This is a genomic window from Nitrospirota bacterium (assembly GCA_040756155.1).
Classification (GTDB): domain Bacteria; phylum Nitrospirota; class Thermodesulfovibrionia; order JACRGW01; family JBFLZU01; genus JBFLZU01.
The window spans coordinates 8978-26271 of record JBFLZU010000107.1; the positions used below are offsets into that span (position 1 = coordinate 8978).

At 40.3% G+C, this 17294-nt stretch carries 19 protein-coding genes and 1 pseudogene; 9 read left to right on the top strand and 11 right to left on the bottom strand.

From position 1 onward, the window contains the following. Positions 1-109 precede the first annotated feature (109 nt). Entirely contained in the window at positions 110-529 is a 420-nt protein-coding gene (locus tag AB1488_10145) for an arsenate reductase ArsC (GenBank protein MEW6410451.1), read from the top strand. A gap of 104 nt (positions 530-633) precedes the next feature. Here AB1488_10145 and AB1488_10150 read toward each other — a convergent pair whose 3' ends face one another. The 4 genes from AB1488_10150 to AB1488_10165 are packed head-to-tail and all read right to left on the bottom strand — an operon-like array spanning position 634 to position 3382. Continuing rightward, positions 634-1731 (bottom strand): YeeE/YedE family protein, encoded by a 1098-nt coding sequence (locus AB1488_10150; GenBank protein MEW6410452.1) that lies wholly within the window; start codon positions 1729-1731, stop codon positions 634-636. A gap of 14 nt (positions 1732-1745) precedes the next feature. Next, positions 1746-2228: a universal stress protein gene (locus tag AB1488_10155; GenBank protein ID MEW6410453.1), complete on the bottom strand. Its 483-nt coding sequence runs from the start codon at positions 2226-2228 to the stop codon at positions 1746-1748. Between the two features lie 24 nt (positions 2229-2252). After that, positions 2253-2837: a universal stress protein gene (locus AB1488_10160; GenBank protein ID MEW6410454.1), complete on the bottom strand. Its 585-nt coding sequence runs from the start codon at positions 2835-2837 to the stop codon at positions 2253-2255. Positions 2838-2854: 17 nt separating this feature from the next. Then, positions 2855-3382, bottom strand: a complete 528-nt coding sequence (locus tag AB1488_10165; GenBank protein ID MEW6410455.1) for a universal stress protein — start codon at positions 3380-3382, stop codon at positions 2855-2857. Positions 3383-3564: 182 nt separating this feature from the next. On the opposite strand from AB1488_10165, the gene AB1488_10170 reads away from it, so the two are divergent. Further along, positions 3565-4917 (top strand): sigma 54-interacting transcriptional regulator, encoded by a 1353-nt coding sequence (locus AB1488_10170; protein MEW6410456.1) that lies wholly within the window; start codon positions 3565-3567, stop codon positions 4915-4917. Positions 4918-4926: 9 nt separating this feature from the next. On the opposite strand, the gene AB1488_10175 is transcribed toward AB1488_10170, so the two are convergent. Then, a complete protein-coding gene (locus AB1488_10175) occupies positions 4927-5637 on the bottom strand; it encodes a YwiC-like family protein (protein ID MEW6410457.1) in 711 nt (236 codons plus the stop codon). Positions 5638-6295: 658 nt separating this feature from the next. Between AB1488_10175 and AB1488_10180 the strand changes: the two genes are divergently transcribed. The 5 genes from AB1488_10180 to AB1488_10200 all read left to right on the top strand — a co-directional run bounded on the left by AB1488_10180 (position 6296) and on the right by AB1488_10200 (position 10391). Continuing rightward, a complete protein-coding gene (locus AB1488_10180; GenBank protein MEW6410458.1) occupies positions 6296-7231 on the top strand; it encodes a C39 family peptidase in 936 nt (311 codons plus the stop codon). A 15-nt stretch (positions 7232-7246) separates the two neighbouring features. Then, positions 7247-7999: a hypothetical protein gene (locus AB1488_10185; GenBank protein MEW6410459.1), complete on the top strand. Its 753-nt coding sequence runs from the start codon at positions 7247-7249 to the stop codon at positions 7997-7999. Positions 8000-8396: 397 nt separating this feature from the next. After that, positions 8397-9173, top strand: coding sequence for an AAA family ATPase (locus AB1488_10190; GenBank protein ID MEW6410460.1), 777 nt, complete (start codon positions 8397-8399; stop codon positions 9171-9173). Then, positions 9151-9999, top strand: a complete 849-nt coding sequence (locus tag AB1488_10195; GenBank protein MEW6410461.1) for a ParB/RepB/Spo0J family partition protein — start codon at positions 9151-9153, stop codon at positions 9997-9999. The genes AB1488_10190 and AB1488_10195 overlap by 23 nt, the downstream gene beginning before the upstream one ends. Positions 10000-10001: 2 nt before the next feature. Beyond that, positions 10002-10391, top strand: coding sequence for a polymer-forming cytoskeletal protein (locus AB1488_10200; GenBank protein MEW6410462.1), 390 nt, complete (start codon positions 10002-10004; stop codon positions 10389-10391). Here AB1488_10200 and AB1488_10205 read toward each other — a convergent pair. The 5 genes from AB1488_10205 to AB1488_10225 form a co-directional block, all read right to left on the bottom strand. Further along, a complete protein-coding gene (locus tag AB1488_10205; protein ID MEW6410463.1) occupies positions 10388-11317 on the bottom strand; it encodes a thiamine pyrophosphate-dependent enzyme in 930 nt (309 codons plus the stop codon). The two genes, AB1488_10200 and AB1488_10205, sit on opposite strands and share 4 nt — an antisense overlap. 49 nt (positions 11318-11366) lie before the next feature. Then, entirely contained in the window at positions 11367-12545 is a 1179-nt protein-coding gene (gene porA, locus AB1488_10210) for a pyruvate ferredoxin oxidoreductase (protein ID MEW6410464.1), read from the bottom strand. Beyond that, the gene (gene porD / locus AB1488_10215) at positions 12546-12839 is read right to left on the bottom strand and encodes a pyruvate synthase subunit PorD (GenBank protein MEW6410465.1); all 294 of its coding nucleotides are present in this window, start codon (positions 12837-12839) and stop codon (positions 12546-12548) included. It abuts the gene before it with no gap. A gap of 95 nt (positions 12840-12934) precedes the next feature. After that, on the bottom strand, positions 12935-13510 hold the full coding sequence (locus AB1488_10220; GenBank protein ID MEW6410466.1) for a 2-oxoacid:acceptor oxidoreductase family protein: 576 nt from the start codon (positions 13508-13510) through the stop codon (positions 12935-12937). A 115-nt stretch (positions 13511-13625) separates the two neighbouring features. Next, a complete protein-coding gene (locus tag AB1488_10225; GenBank protein MEW6410467.1) occupies positions 13626-14198 on the bottom strand; it encodes a flavodoxin family protein in 573 nt (190 codons plus the stop codon). A 262-nt stretch (positions 14199-14460) separates the two neighbouring features. On the opposite strand from AB1488_10225, the gene lpxC reads away from it, so the two are divergent. Continuing rightward, a complete protein-coding gene (gene lpxC / locus AB1488_10230; protein ID MEW6410468.1) occupies positions 14461-15375 on the top strand; it encodes a UDP-3-O-acyl-N-acetylglucosamine deacetylase in 915 nt (304 codons plus the stop codon). A gap of 277 nt (positions 15376-15652) precedes the next feature. On the opposite strand, the gene AB1488_10235 is transcribed toward lpxC, so the two are convergent. Then, the gene (locus AB1488_10235) at positions 15653-16210 is read right to left on the bottom strand and encodes a winged helix-turn-helix domain-containing protein (GenBank protein MEW6410469.1); all 558 of its coding nucleotides are present in this window, start codon (positions 16208-16210) and stop codon (positions 15653-15655) included. Positions 16211-16469: 259 nt separating this feature from the next. Here AB1488_10235 and AB1488_10240 point away from each other — a divergent pair. Continuing rightward, positions 16470-17159, top strand: a pseudogene (locus tag AB1488_10240) (DUF5714 domain-containing protein). Positions 17160-17294: the final 135 nt, after the last annotated feature.

Below are 17294 nucleotides of genomic sequence, written 5' to 3' on the forward strand. Positions count from 1 at the left end.
AATCTAAAGGACAAGTTCGGAGAAGTGCTTGATAAAATGATAGAATATTGGAAGGAGAAAAGTATATTCTATTAGGTAATAGATATAATTATAAGGAGAGGATACTTAGATGAAAAAGGTACTGTTTCTCTGTACTGGTAATTCATGCCGTAGCCAGATGGCAGAAGGGCTTGCAAGGGAACTTGGTAAGGGTTTGATTGAACCCTATAGTGCCGGGCTTATGCCTGCTGGAGTCAACCCAAGATCTATTGCAGTTATGAAAGAGATAGGAATTGACATCTCAAACCAAAAATCAAAGGCAATAGATGGGGAACTCTTAAGAAAAATGGATGTAGTCATAACATTGTGTGGAAATGCTGAGGAGTCCTGCCCATGGACACCACCTGAGATAAAACGCATCCACTGGCCCATCAAAGATCCTGTTGGAACTATCGGCACAGAGGAAAAGATAATGACTGAGTTCCGAAGGGCAAGGGATGAGATAAAAGAGAAAATAGTGAACTACCTGTCTCTAAACCTATCTGAATAAAGGGATAAAGGGAATTAAAGGGGAAACACTTCCCTAATTTTATTTTTTCTTCCTTACTCAAGGAAGTGATAGAAATATGGGGAAGTGTCCGTTAAATCCATTGATTAATCAATTTTCATGAACTTGAAATAGACCATTGTCCAGTTGCCGAGAATTATAGAAATAATCGTCACTATGCTGGAAATAGCCATTGTTGAAACACCAGTGATGCCTTGGCCGATATTGCATCCTCCACCGAGGATCGCACCTATTCCCATAAGAATACTTCCAAAAAATACAGTAAGAATCTCCTTTGCTGGGGGTGCCTTCCATCTGAACTCTCGTAGACCTATCGCACTTATAGCTGCACCAACGGGAACAGCAAAGATAAAGAATACACCCCATGTACCCCTAAATATTCCTAAAAAGCTAAATTCAGGGAAGAGGGAATGGGAGCTCTTATAAAGGACGGTATAGAATAACTCCCTCAGGGGTGTGGTGATTGCAAGACCTCTCGGGAGACCTCCAAAATAAGAGGATATCCACCATGCAACCACGGTCAATAATCCTATCAGAATCCCGGTCAATGCCCATGGATAGCTTTTAGTATTACTCTTGAAAGATGGCTTGCCTTTCAGGACAAAGATCAGTAGCGTAAGGGAAAAGACTCCTATCGTAATCCACTTTGCTTCTGATCCACCAAAGAGATCCCATAAGGTGGGGTTCTTGTTACCATGAATCTCAACAACAAAACTCCTTAGGAATGTGTAAACTGGACTCAGCAAGCCTTCTGTGGTCATAACTATTCCAAGGAAGAATCCGAGTATCGCTACCATAGCCGCTATCTGTCCCTCTCCAAGTCTGTAAACAACGCCACTTGCACAGCCACCTGCAAGCACTATTCCCATCCCGAATAAAAAACCACCAAGAATGTTGGCTAATGGAACGAACTTCTGACGCAATAGCCCGCTCTTAATTACTTCTCCTGTTTCCTGATCAACACATCTAAGTAGACCAAAATCCTCCATAAGGTTTGACCCGAGGGTTGCTACTACCACAGTTAGAAGATATGCCCTGAAAAGGGTGAAGTCCTGCATGTATATAATGTCCCTGAATGCAGAGTTAATGCAGAAGCGTCCTCTTTGCAGGACAAACCCAAAGGACAGGCCAATGAGGATTGCTGTAAAAGCGGAAACGATGGAGAAGTAACTACTTTGTAACATAAGATCTCCCCCTGTTAAAGAAATTTCTCACAGCCAGTTGTTTTTGCTATAAGAACAGGCATCTTAGCCTTTCTTTCTACATCCCTTGTAACACAACCTGTGATAAGCCTCTGCAGCCTCCCCTTCGCATTACAGCCCATAATTATAAGGTCAACACCTTCCTCTTCGGCAACCTTGAGGATCTCCTCTGTTGGATGCCCTTCCCTTATCAGGGCCTTTATCGGGATACAGCCACCATCCTGAAGTTCCTTCCTATAATAGGTGAGTAGCTCTTCTGCCTTTTTGTCCAGTACCTCCTTATACTCTGTTCCCCTTAGCATCTCCTTCAGGGTAGACATCTCAGCATCTCCAAGCATATCGATCATCCTGGACCTGCCCTCAAGCCTCTCAACATGGAGAAGAATCACCTCTTCTGGAGACTGGACAAGGTTGTGATAGGCACATATCATCGCCTTTGAGCCCTTTGTCTTATCCACTGCAATCAATATCTTTCTCATTCTTTTCACTCCTTTTAACAAATTTTAGGGCAGAAATATCCATTTCTGTAAGATGAGTCCTATAAGGAAAAGACCGAGGATAACCGCTGTGGAGACCACAATGGCAGTATAGGCATCCCGCCAGCTATATGGTTCTTCACATATGATAGGTGTCTTTGCTACAAGCACAGGTACCTTAGCCCTTTTTCCTACATCCCTGCTAACAGAGCCCGTGATAAGTCTATTTAGCCTACTCCTCCTACTGTGACCCATAATTATGAGGTCAACACCTTCCTCTTCGGCAACCTTGAGGATCTCCTCTGTTGGATGTCCTTCCCTTATCAGGGTCTTTATCGGGATATGGCCACCATTCTGAAGTTCCTTCCTATAATAGGTGAGCAGCTCTTCTGCCTTTTTGTCCAGTACCTCCTTATACTCTGTTCCCCTTAGCATCTCCTTCAGGGTAGACATCTCAGCATCTCCAAGCATATCGATCATCCTGGACCTGCCCTCAAACCTCTCAACATGAAGAAGAATTACCTCTTCTGGTGACTGAACAAGGTTGTGATAGGTCGCTAAAACGGACTTAGACCCTTTTGTGTTATCCACCGGAATCAGCACCTTTTTCATCTTCCTTATACTCCTTCTTATACCTTAGAATGTCTGAAGCCCTCAGTCGTGGTTTCCTTCCAATCCTTGACCTCTTCGTACTCCTCCTTTCCTGCTATAACAACAGGTATCTTCGACCTTCTCTCTACATCTCTTGGAACACATCCGGTGATAAGTTTGTCGAACCAACCTCTTCTGTTATAACCAAGGATTATAAGTTCCACATTTTCTTCATGGGCAACCCTAAGGATTTCCTCCACAGGGTGACCTTCCCTCACCACAGTCTTTACATCGATAAGACCGCCACTTTCGAGTTCCTTTCTGTAATAATTCAGAATTTTTTCTGCCTTTCTGTCCAGTGCCTCCTTATACTCTGTTCCCCTTAGCATCTCCTTCAGGGTAGACATCTCAGCATCTCCAAGCATATCGATCATCCTCGACCTGCCCTCAAGCCTCTCAACATGAAGAAGAATTACCTTTTCTGGTGGTCTGACCATATTGTGGAAGATCGATAGTACCGCCTTTGAGCCCTTTGTCTCATCTACTGCAATCAATATCTTTTTCATCTTTTTCCCTCCTTTTAGAGTTTCAAGAGTTTTACAACTCTATATTAAAAGCAAAATTTATACCCATTAAAATGACTAAAAATTTCTTTAAAATTCAAATGGTTAATTTAAGTTTAGCTTTTTGTATTGACAAACACCTGTTAAATTGTTAACATTTGTTAAAAACATTTAACGGTTAATGCATGTTTGAACAATTTTTGAGAAATCCAAGCTTTTTGAGTAATATCTTTGAGACTATGAGAGATGGGGTCATGATCCTTGATGCTCATCAGCATGTCCTATTCTTTAATAGGGCAGCTGAAGAGATTACAGGCTTTCGCAGAGAAGATGTTGTAGGCAATCCCTGCCTCTTTCTTTATCACGATTTATGTATATCATGTGAGGCATTAAATAGATGCAAAATTCAAAAAGATTGTGATCTCTTCAAAGAGGGCTCTGTAAGGAACAGAAAATATGTGATAAGGTCAAAAGATGGGAGGTCAGTCTATCTTTTAAAGAATGCCGTTGTATTGAAGGACAGCAGTGGTGAGATAATAGGAGCTGTGGAGACTATGACGGATATAACTTCATTATATATGAAGGAATTGGAGCTTGAAGAACTGAAACATGAACTCAAGAAGGAATACTGGTTTATGGGGTTATTGGGGAAAAGTACTCTAATGCAAAGATTATACCAGCAGATTCGGAATGCTGCCACAAGCGAGGCACCTGTTTTTATATGTGGTGAAACCGGTACTGGAAAAAACCTTGTTGCTAAGGCGATACATGCCTTGAGCAGACGTAAGGATGGACCTTTTATAGAAGTGAGCTGTGCGTCACTGAATGAATATCTCCTTGAAAGCGAGCTCTTCGGCCATAAGAGGGGTTCCTTTACAGGTGCTATAAGCGACAGGAAAGGAAGGTTCGAGGTAGCAGATAAAGGAACCATCTTCCTTGATGAGATAGGGGATATGTCACCGTTAATGCAGGCAAAGGTGCTTAGAGTGCTTGAAGAGAAGGTAGTAGAACGTATAGGAGACTATAGACCAATTCCCGTGGATATAAGAGTTATTTCAGCTTCAAACAAGGTTTTATATAAACTTGTGGGCATGGGTAAATTCAGGGAAGATCTCCTTTACAGGATAGATTCTATCCTTATCGAAACCCCACCATTGAGAGAAAGAATTGAAGACATCCCCATCCTTACATTTCACCACTTGAAAAAGATCTCCATTGTAAATAACAAAGATATAAGGAGTATAAGCCCAGAGGCGATGGAGATTTTAAAAAATTACAACTGGACTGGAAATGTGAGACAGCTCATCAATGTCCTTGAGCATGCTGCAATCACCTGTAAAGGTGATACCATAGAAGTATCAGACCTGCCAGGCTATCTCTTCCAGAGGGAAAAGATTGACAAAAATAAAAATCATATCGAGGAAGAGAAGATACGCTCTGTCCTTTCAATGTATAAAGGGAATAGAACTCTTACTGCAAAACACCTCGGAATCAGCAGGGTTACTTTATGGAAACGGCTTAAAGATCTTGGTACTTAGCCAGTTCTATTAATCTTTGTCAATGAGTATCAATATAAATGCAAATATGAGAGCCTTTATGGTCTCTAATACCCCGAGCCTTTTAAATCCTTCTTTTTTAACTTTTAATGCTGAATAAAAATCCTCAAGGAGGGGTAAAAATGATAGAAATATCAATTTGCCTGTATAAATCATGACTCCTGAGACAGTGAGAATAATCCCTGAGTAAATCCTGCTTAATAACCTGTATTTTGTTATTGCAAATCTCACTCTGAGCGAACTGGCAAAATAAAAGATAAAAAACATGGGCCAGAGATAGATTTTAGATAAAATTTCTCCGCCAACTCCTGCAGCTATGGCGGATACAAGTCCCATAGTAGCCATCCCTGATGCCTCTGATAATAAAAGGAATCCTTTCCTTCCAAAGATAAAATAGAGAGAGATTAATATTATACCCGCTATGTAGAGAAAGAGCATTGAGGGCTGTATGGAGATAGAATAAAGGCAACCCAGAGAACCTATGGTTATGTATAAAAGAATAAAGGCAAGTTCACTTCTACCTTTTTTCTTCAGAATGTTTGAGAACGGAGTTTTTGCCATCAGGAAGAGGGCAAGTGAAATAAGGAGAATAATAGAAGTTAAATCTATCCTGCCTGCCTTTACTGTTCCAGTAACAAAGGCTATGGCAAATATTATCCAACTGCCGGGTTCCCTTGTATATGGAATATTTAAGCTTCCCATCTTCAGAGGTATTATAACAGTATGTTGGTGTTCATTAGTGTCCAAAATAAGAGATTGCTTTCCATTCGTTTTACTCTGGGCTTTGGCTCACACGCTCGCAATGACAAATTGAGTAATCCCCCCTCGCCCCCCTTTAGTAAAGGGGGATGGGGGATTTGTCATTGCGAGGAGCATTAGCGACGAAGCAATCGCATTAAAGCCAATAAAATCACTATCTTTATATGATATTAAATAAAAAACTATCGAAATCTCTATGACTTAAATCAGGTAGTTGCTTAAATTGTTCCACGTGGAACAATCTTATTTTTTGTTTTCCTTCATCTCTGTTTTGCAGATTTACAGTAAAAGGTATCAGATTTATTACTCGTGTAAAGGGGTTTAAAGATGCGTCTGATACCCTGAAGATTTTTCCTATCTTTTGACAAAGAGCGAGAACATCTTTGAAGAGAATTCTGAAATCTGTTTTCGCATTGCACAATATCTTGTGCAGAAATCCAAAATCTTGTGCAAAACCTTTAAAAGGACTCTCCTGCCACTTTATCATCATTATGTCTGATTATTTTTTAAAAACAAATAGTAATCCAACAAGGTAGACAATCCCAGCCTCTTGGCATCTTTCTTGCCTGCTTTTAAAGATAAAATACTGGAGCTAAATTAAATGCGGTATAATTACATAAAGGTTTCTCTGTTGCTGATAGTTTTTATTTTAATTTTAGCATCTACATCGGAGGCAGAGGATGTGTGTGCCTATGAATGTGGTAATATTCCGATTATGGAGTGTGATCGGGTAACAATTGGCTGCACAGATTTTAAGATTTTGAAGGGATATGCTTTTTACTACTGTATATATCGTAACACTGGGTATATTTTAGTCTTATACAAGCGTCCTGTTGATACTTTTTGGCTTGTTTTGGATTGGGGGTATGAAGATACCTCTGCGGGTAAGCAATTCATGTATAACAGAATGATACAGGTTGCAAAGGATACTGTGCATTGGTGGTGTCCTGATGTTCCAATTATAGAACCTTGTCCTAAATCTACCGCATCTCCATCATCTGGTAGTGTGCCCTGGTGGTGTCCGGTACCTGAGGCAGAGATAACCTTACCTATGACTGTTTATCAATGTGCTCCTGAGTTTAAAATCACTCCACCTGAATACGATTTTACTAAAAAGAGCCTTTGTAAAAAAGGCTGTGCCCTTGCAGCGCTCACCATGGTGTTAAATTACTATCTTAATAAGTCAGGACTACCTATGGTGGATCTTGTGGGTATGAATGAGTGGATGAAGAATAATGGAGGATTTTACTCTGGTGGAGATGTTTACTTCCCTGCAATTTCAAGATACCCAAATGCAAACATATTCTACGATTGGAAAACTTCTAATATAGTGAATACAGATACTATAGACAATGAATTTAAAAATGGTCGTCCTGTAATTTTAACTGTCAAAGGTGGAGGGCATTTTGTTGTTGCGATAGGGAAAGAAAACGACACATATAAGATAATCGATCCTGGCAAAATGCCACAGATAACAACTTTGAAGGAAAAATACAATAATGTGTTTGATAGTATTCGTATTGTTAGACCTAGATAGAAGAAGGGGAGAATTATGAAAAAAACATGTCTTTTTATAAGTATGTTGCTTGTTGCAGAACTGACAATTACAGCAGCATGGGCTGGAGAAAAAACCTATAGTGACATAGGATTACATATATCAACAGATAGCCCTAATGTATATGCACGGCTTTTATTAATAGATTCTCAAGGTAATAAGACAGGATACGATCCTTCAATTGGTTCAGAAGTATCTCAAATTCCTCAATCGCAAGCTTTTAAAGAAAGGATAGATGATGATGAAACTGGAGAACTTGGTGTTGAAGGGTATAATGTGGGAGTTGGTGACCCAATAGCAGGCGAGTATGCCCTCTATGTAATTGGAAATAATGTATCAATTTATCTTTTATCTATTAAGATGTCTGATACTGATAAATATAGCAAGATTCAAGAATCTATTTTTGAGGGTGTAACCGCTACCGGCATGGTTTCTAAATTTAAAATCACCTATGACCCGACCCCTGGTTCAAAATCTACGGTTGTCCGAGTTGCCACCATACAGAGCACAAGACAGGATATAACATTATCATACAATGTTGGCTGGATAACGAATGCAGGGATTGTAAAGAGCCTGATAGCAAAACTTGATGCAGCAGAGAGTGCCATAAACAGAGTGCAGAAGAAAACCACAGCAAATCAACTGAATGCCTTTATAAATGAGGTAAAGGCACAGAGTACATTCCATATAAAGCCAGAGTGCGCAGAGATGCTCATTAAGGATGCGGAATATATCCTCGGGCATCTATAAATTCTTCTTTTGGATAGTCTCCTGCGGACACTCCACTTAAAAACCACATAAATGGATACATCAGGCTGTCCCAAAATGTTATATTGAATTTATTAGATTCTTTGCGGAGCCTGCCCTGGGCGTAACAACGAGATTCTTCCCCTTCCCATTCACTTCGTTCATGGTCAGGGTCAGAATGACAAGCGAAGGACTCAGAATAATAGGATGTGCATTTTGTGCTTATAGGAGAGCCTGACATTTCCAATTCAGTAATTGAAGAGAAAAATGAAGAAAAAGGAGTAAGGAAGACAAAGATTCTTACTCGAAGCTGTAGCAAAAAATCTGACTAATTGTTCCACGTGGAACAATTTTAATTTCTGTTTTCCTTCTTCCCTATTTTGTGGTATAAAAATATATCATGGGTAAGGTCATCGCCATAGCAAATCAGAAAGGAGGGGTTGGAAAGACGACGACAGCCATAAACCTTTCCGCTTCACTTGCTGCCGCAGAGAAGAGGGTATTACTTATAGACATTGACCCTCAAGGGAATACAACAAGTGGATTCGGCATAGACAGGGAATCGCTCCAGATAAATCTCTATCATCAATTTATTGGTGAGGCACAGATGTCTGATATAAGGATAAAGACGATGCTTTCCTGTCTTGATATAATCCCTTCAAGTATAGACCTTATAGGTGCAGAGGTGGAACTTATCGGTAGGGATAACAGAGAACGGATACTTGAAAGGGCTGTCTCTCCTCTGAAAAACGAATACGAGTTCATCATCATAGACTGTCCTCCATCACTCGGCTTTCTTACCCTGAATGCACTTACCGCTTCTGACACTGTTCTAATACCTGTCCAGTGTGAATATTATGCAATGGAGGGACTGGGTCTGCTGCTTAATACAGTCAGGCGTATCCAGCAGTCGTTTAATCCATATCTAAGGATAGAAGGTATATTACTCACTATGCACGATGTGCGTAACAATATATCTCATCAGGTGATCGAAGAAGTAAGACGACATTTTGAAGACAAGGTCTTTGAAACTGTTATACCGAGAAATGTTACACTCAGCGAAGCGCCGAGTCATGGAAAGCCTGTAATCCTTTATGATGTAAGATCCCGTGGGGCGCAGAGCTATCTTTCACTCGCAAAGGAGGTAATGGATAATGCCAAAAATGGCGTTAGGTAGGGGACTTGGTGCCCTGATACCTGAATCAACAGATATGCCTGCTGGTGTAGTAGCCATAGACATAGATAAGATCAGACCAAACGAATATCAGCCACGAAAAAGGTTCGATGAAGCACAACTCCAGGAACTGGCGGCCTCTATTAAGGCAAAGGGGATTATACAACCAGTAATTGTCAGAAGGGATGGTGAGGGGGTATACAGTCTTATCACTGGGGAGCGCAGATGGAGGGCTGCAAAAATTGCTGGCTTGAGTAAGATTCCTGCAATAATAAAGGATGTTGCCGAATCAGAATTATTAGAGGTAGCACTTATTGAAAATATCCAGCGTGAAGACCTTAATCCAATCGAGACCGCAGAGGCATGTCAGCGACTTATCAAGGATTTCCACCTTACACAGGAAGCCATCTCTGAGCGTCTTGGTATGCAACGGTCGTCAATAGCAAACTACCTGAGGATATTACGACTTCCTTACGAGGTCAAACAATGGATTGCAGATGGCTCTTTAACCATGGGTCATGCAAAGGCAATCCTATCAATCGAGCATCAAAATGAAATATTGCGAGTTGCAAGAAAGGTCATAGAGAAAGGGCTTTCTGTCAGAGAAACAGAGACTGCCGTTGAGCGGTTAAAGAGGCTAATCACAAAAAAAACCATAAAAAAGAGACATGTGCAACTTGACTATATCGAAGATGAACTGAAAAGGACATTGGGCACAAAGGTAAGGATAATTCAGGGTAGAAGAGGTGGGAAGGTCGAGATCGAATACTATTCAACAGAAGATCTCGATAGAATAATAGAGGTAATCACTGGCAGAAGGAGGACTTAATCATGTGGAAAAAAAGGGAAGACACAGAAATAGTAACTTATCTTGGCAAGAGCACAGAATTTAAGGGACATCTCTCGTTTGAAGGGACTATAAGGATAGATGGTCATCTTGAGGGTGATATAGGCTCAAGAGGGACATTAATAGTCGGAGAAGGTGCATATATTACGGGTGAGATTAAGGTTGGGACATTGATAAATCAAGGTGAGATTGTAGGAAATGTTATTGCTGAAAACAAGATAAAGCTACTTCCCTCTGGGCAATTAAAGGGAGATATAAAGACCCCACTTCTAATAATAGAAGAGGGGGCTGTGTTTGATGGAAGAAGTGAGATCATCAAAAAAGTCGAGGATGAAAAAATAATACGTTTAGAGAGAAAAGAGAAAGAAGGCTAAGGGAGCGATTCTCTCTGTAGATTCTCCCATTCTCTGTCTATCTCTTCCTGGAGCCTTTTTAATATCCATTCGTTTTCTGGGGAAAATAGATGTTTAAACCTCCCCTGTGGTTTAAGGAAATCTACGATTGGTTTTTTAACCTTTGGCTTGTGAGTTATCTTTGTAACACCATTTTCAATCTCGTAGAGTGGCCAATAACACGTATCAACTGCAAGCCGTGATAGTTCAATGGCATCGTCTGTTCTTGATCTCCAGCCTCTGTTACATGGTGAGAGTATATTCATAAACTTTGGCCCTTTTATCTCGAGTGCCTTCTTCGCCTTTCTCATTAAATCAGACCAGTGGCTTGGAGACGCCTGTGCTACATACGGGATATCATGCGCAGCCATAATCTTTGTCAGATTTTTCCTTGGCTGAAGCTTGCCAGGAATTACACTACCTGCAGGGCTCGTGGTAGTATCTGCACCAAAGGGAGTAGCACTTGATCGCTGAATCCCTGTATTCATGTATGCACCATTGTCATAACAGATATAGAGCATATCATGTCCACGTTCCATTGCCCCTGATAAACTCTGAAACCCTATATCGTATGTCCCGCCATCGCCACAGAAGGTTACAAACTTTATCTCTTTATCTGTCTTGCCCTTCTTCTTTAAAGCCCTATACATAGATTCTACCCCAGCAATTGTTGCAGCAGCATTTTCAAAGGCGCTGTGTATCCATGGGATTTTCCATGCTGTAATCTGTGAAATACAGGATGAGACCTCAAGACACCCTGTCGAAGAACATGCAACGATTGGATAATCTGATGCAAGAAGGACCATTTTTACAATAATTGGTGCGCCACAACCAGAGCACATCCTATGTCCGTGTGTAAAAAGGTCTTCCTTCTTTGATAGGTCTTTTAATTTTAACGGTTCAGCCATCTTATCCCTCCATTCAATAACTGATAGGGTTCAAGGATTCATCCTGCATTTACTCTCTAACACCAATATACTCTTTTATAGTTTTAATCCTACTTGTTTTTACGATCTCTATGAGTTCCACTAAGACCTGTTCTGCATGCTCAGGTAAGAAATCCCTTCCTCCAAGTCCATATATCTTGTTTATCAGCAGGGGACGCTCTTTAAGATGAAGAACTGCTGAGCTTACCTCAAGGAATAAAGGACCATACCCACCAAAGGAGTCTGCTCTATCCATCACGCAGAGAGCCTTTACATTTTTAATGGCATCAGCAACCTCTTCATATGGAAATGGTCTGAAGAGTCTCGGTTTTAAGAGACCCGCTCTAATTCCCCTGTCCCTGAATTCATCTATAACATCTTTTGCTGTACCTGCAGCTGAGTTAAGAATTATAAGGGCTATCTCTGCATCTTCAAGCCTGTATGATTCAAAAAACCCATATCTCCGTCTACTCAATCTTTCAAATTCTGATGCCACTTCCAGAACCGCATCCTTTGCCTTTGTCATAACTTCATGCTGCGCCCTTTTGAATTCATGATAGAGGTCAGGGAGTATCAAAGGTCCCATACTTTTGGGGTGTTCTATATCAAGGAGCGGATTTAAAGGTTTATATTCACCAACAAAGTTTTTTACTTCATCATCTTTGAGATACTCTATCCTCTCTATCGAATGGCTTATTATAAAACCATCCATACATATCATTACAGGCAGCCTTAGATCCATATGTTCTGCGATTCTGAATGCCTGTATGGTATTGTCATATGCCTCCTGTGCATTCTCAGACCAGAGTTGTATCCATCCTGAATCACGTGCACCCATCGCATCAGAATGATCTCCATGTATATTAAGAGGCGCTGATAGAGACCTGTTTACAACAGGCATAACTATCGGAAGTCTCATGCCAGAAGCAACAAAGAGCATCTCCCACATAAGTGCAAGTCCAGGTCCACATGTAGCTGTTGCAACCCTTCCACCACCAGCCGCAGCTCCAATACATGCACTCATAGCGCTATGTTCACTTTCAACAAGTATAAGCTCGGTATTAACCTTGCCATCTGAGACAAAATTTGAAAATCTCTGCATAAGGTCTGTTTGTGGAGTTATTGGGTATGCCGCACATACATCGGGATTTATCTGTCTCAATGCCTCTGCTACTGCCTCATTCCCGGTTACAGCAACAATCTTAGCCATCTATTTGCCCTCCTCTACCATAACAATAGCCTTCTGTCCCTTCTTACCGGGACATTCAAGTGCACAGATACCACAGCCTTTACAGTAGTCATAATTAAATTCTCTCCTCTTTCCATCATTTACTACAATCGCCATATCAGGGCAGTATAGCCAGCAGAAAAGACACTGAATACAATTTTCCTCTCTCCATACAGGTCTGAATACCCTCCAGGAGCCAGTTTTAAACTCCACCGCATTTCCTGGCTCAAGTATTACAGCCCCTGGGGTAAGATCTTTCCATCCTTTTGGTTTCACTCCGTTAGACCTCCTTTCCAACAAAACTTATGCGATTGCTGACCATTCCTTGTTATAGGGTATTTATCCCGTAAAGACACAGAGTCTTACGGGGTTCATCCTTCTCTTACCTCCTTGTATCCTCGCCTTGTTGCTTCAAGATTACCATCTATTATCTTCTGGGAAAACTTCTTACCAAAGCTTTTTTTGATTTCCTCAAGAAGATGTTCAAAGCTCACAAGATTAGTCACCCTACATAGAGCGCCAAGCATGGAAGAATTTGGTAATCCCCTTCCTATACACTCTATAGCTATTTTTGTCGCATCAACTGTAAAAACTCTTTGTCTTGGTTTTGCATTGAGCTTTGACCTTATCTCCTTTGGATCTTTTGAGGTATTTATTATAAATATTGCATCCTCTGTCGCTCCTTCTGTAACATTGATGCCATCAAGTAATGTGGCATCAACAATATTCACGACCTGTGGCTTAAGGACTGGACAGTGCATCCTGATCTCCTTTGAACTTATTCTGTTATATGCCCTGAGTGGTGCCCCAGATCTTTCTGGTCCATATTCAGGAAATGCTTGAACATATCTGCCTCCACTCAAGCATGCATCAGCAAGGACTTTTGCGGCAGTAACAGTTCCCTGTCCTCCACGACCATGCCAGCGAATCTCAATATTTTCACCCATTATGCCCTCCAGTTATTATAGGTGTTAAAAATTAAATATCGAATATCTTAGCACAGAGTCAGAAAGATTCTCAAGTCTTCCAACTTTTTTATACCTCTGCATTTTGAGTTTTTTATCATTTTGCCAGTATTACCCCAATGTCATACGCCTGTTTGATTGCTTCTGGGTGTTTCTTTATTGTTCCTTTTGAGTCAATTCCTCCAAAATTAAGCCTGTAGTTATATTCCATATAAAGCACGCGAAAGAATGAACCTACAGTCATCTCAGCGCCATCAAAGTTCCTTAGCAGGTTTTTCTGTCCACCAGCAAATATCGTTGCACCAATCCTCTTTATTCCACGGTCTTTTATCGGTATCTTCAATATATATCTCCTTGACCATAGTGCCTGGCATCTATCTATCAATGCCTTAATCTGTGCGGTAACCCCTTGAAAATATATGGGAGATGCAACGATAATCCTATCAGTATCCATAAATTTCCTATAGAGTATCTGCATATCATCTTTAATAACACATTCCCCTGTCTTTAAACATTTATTGCAACTTCTACAGGGCGATATGTTTAACTCCGAGACGATTATCTTCTCTCCTGTTGCACCATTGGAGGCCGCACCTAAGAGTGATTCATCAAGGAGTATCTCTGTATTTCCACCACGCCGAGGACTTCCAGCAAGACCAATTATATTCATATCGTTAAACTATTTAAAAGTAGACTTTCCAATACACGCATTTTAAACATCTTTTAAATCCTATGTAAAGATTATTTTTGCAGATTAATAAGGGGGTGCGTGTTATGGGGAGGTTAAGATTGTAAAAAAGCTACACAGAAAGACTGATGGAGTATTTTTTGCAACAATTGTATTCATGGCTTAATAGATAAGTACCCTATTTTATTAGCAATTTTATTAGCATTCCTTAGATGGCATTTGATTTGCATATAAATACATTGTAATGCGATTTCAGAGGACAATAAAAGAAAAAATAAGCTGTTCAGGGATAGGTCTTCATACAGGTGAGAAGGTAAATCTTACCCTCCAACCGGCGCCAGTGAATTCTGGAATTGTTTTTATCCGTACTGATGTAAATGGTGGTTTCCCTATTAAGGCAAATATAAGGAATGTTATTGATACCCGATATGCCTCTACATTAGGAAGAGATGGAATAAAGGTCCAGACTGTAGAACATCTCCTTGCAGCCGCAGCAGGACTTGGTATAGATAACCTTTACGTAGAACTTGACTCTTCGGAGATCCCGATCATGGATGGGAGCGCCTCGCCTTTTATATACCTTATGCAAAAGGCTAAGATAGAAATACAGAAAAGGCTTCAGCCTGTTATAAAGGTTATAAGACCAGTGATGGTAAGAGACGGTAGTAAACATGCCCTGATTAAACCATCTAATACAACCAAGATTTCTTATGTCATAAATTTCAATCACCCTCTGCTAAAAGAACAAAAGTTATCCTATATATACGATGAGAGGAGTTTTGTCGGTGAGATAGCTAAAGCAAGGACCTTCGGATTCCTCCGAGAGGTAGAGGGTCTTAGAGCCAATGGTCTGGCAAAGGGCGGTTCGCTGGATAATGCTATAGTGGTGGGAGATTACAGGGTAATTAATGAGGGTGGATTAAGGTATAAAGATGAATTTGTTAGACATAAGATATTAGATTCTATTGGTGACCTTGCTTTACTTGGAATGCCTGTCACTGGCCATTTTGTGGCAAATAGATCAGGGCATTCCTTAAATATAAAACTTGTTTCAAAACTTCTTACAAGCAAGAATAGCTGGTTGATTGTTGGAGACGAAGAAAAGCACCAATCCCCTCGTCTATTCTCTCCATTGGAACTGGTTGTTAGCGACACATAAGAAAAAGGGAGAAGAACCCCACCATCCTTAAGGGTGGGGTTCTTCACTATCTACCCCCCTTTTCCTCACTGCAATTACTACTTGTTACGAAAGTCTGTTATTTCTTCTTTTTTGCCGCAGCCTTCTTTGCAGGCTTCTTTGCCGCCTTCTTTGTTGCCATCATTTCACCCCCTTCCTGTATATCACCCCTCATCCATCTATTCTCCTTCAGGCCAGTTTGTGTAGAGATGGTAGGGCACCCAACAGGAGTCAGCAATGAAAATCTTAGACATCTCTATCATCCACCTATAAGTACAATTTTTTTCCCTGATAATATCTCGGAAAGAAATGGCTCTCCCTCATTTATCTTCTTGTTATATTCTTCCTCATCAAGCACATGAAAACTGATTTTTCTTTTTAGTTTTTCCTCAAGATTCGAGATAGCCACCGACAGTTCGGATAGGTCAGGTTTTCCTACAATCATTAAATCAATTGGCATTGTACTCCCCATAAAACCTTTTGCAAAGCCTCCATATATAAATCCCTTTAAGATGCCTTTTTGTTTTTTAAGCATCTTCTTGACGGTTTCTTGAACACCTATGGTCTTAAGGATAATATTCTTTATCTCAGGGCAAAGTGAAGACTCTTCGTTCACATAAAAGTATTTTAGATTTCCCTTTTTTTCGCTAATTAAAAGTCCAATCTTTTCCAGATTGTCAAGTTCCCTTTTCACGCCTGAGACATTCTTACCAATACTCTTTGCTATCTCTCTTATATAAAATCGCTCCCCTAAATGCTCAAAAAGAAAGCTTAATACCCCTACTCTCGTCTGTGAAGAAAATATCTTGTTTAACAAAAATGATCACCTCTTTACAAACTATAAACAATCTTTTATGTTTTGTCAACACTTTTTTTAATTTTTTGAACAAAAATTTTGTTTTTTTGAACAATATTTCATTTTTAGTAAACAATTTGCTCGCTATACAATAGGCGAGAGCCTTGCTTGAAAAATAGTGTTAGATAAAATTATGATTGATTTATGTATAAAAAAATATATTATTAAAATACTATTGTGTAACTGAGAGATAATTTAATTAATGAATAATAACATAAACACTGAACACTGCATGGTCTGTGGCTCTTCACTTGAATATCTCGACCAAGCTCAAGAATTAACCTGCAATTATTGCGGAAAGATAGATCAAGCCCATATTAAATGCCCTCGGGATCACTACATATGTGATATATGCCACAACAGAGATGCAATGAGAGTAATTGAGGATGTTGCCTTTAGCACAAAATCAAAGGATGCTATTGAAATATCAGAGTTGATGATGAGCTATCCAGGACTTCCGATGCTTGGCTGCCAGCATGCCTATATAGCGGCAGGTGCATTTCTCGCTGCTATAAAAAACGAGGGCTCAAGAAACATCAAAAATGAGGATATAAAAGAGGTATTCAAAAGGACGAAAAGACAAGCTGTTGGTGGTTACTGTGGGCTTACAGGTGTGTGTGGTATTGCTCCTGCGATTGGGGCCTGTTTTGCTATCTTACTTGGTTCAAGATGTGGAAAGGATATGGAGCAGAGGATTACAATGGATGCGGTAACAATAGTATCAAGAGTGATTACAGACCTCACAGGCCCAAGCTGCTGTAAGGCATATGTGAAGGCATCTCTGTCAGCTGCAGTAAATATTCTCAAAGAAAGGCTTAATATTAGCCTTCCAATCAAGGATTTATCAATAGCCTGTATACATAGCAGTAAACATCCTCATGGTTGCAGAGAGACTAAATGCCCTTATTTTAAGACCGAACTTCGTAAGACTCAAGAGGCTGGCGAATGTAGTACCTGAGCGTCTTGAGGTCTCCAGTTGGAGACGAGATATTTCTAATAGTGGGAAAACTGGGATACAGGAAAAGGGATAAAAGATAAGGATTAT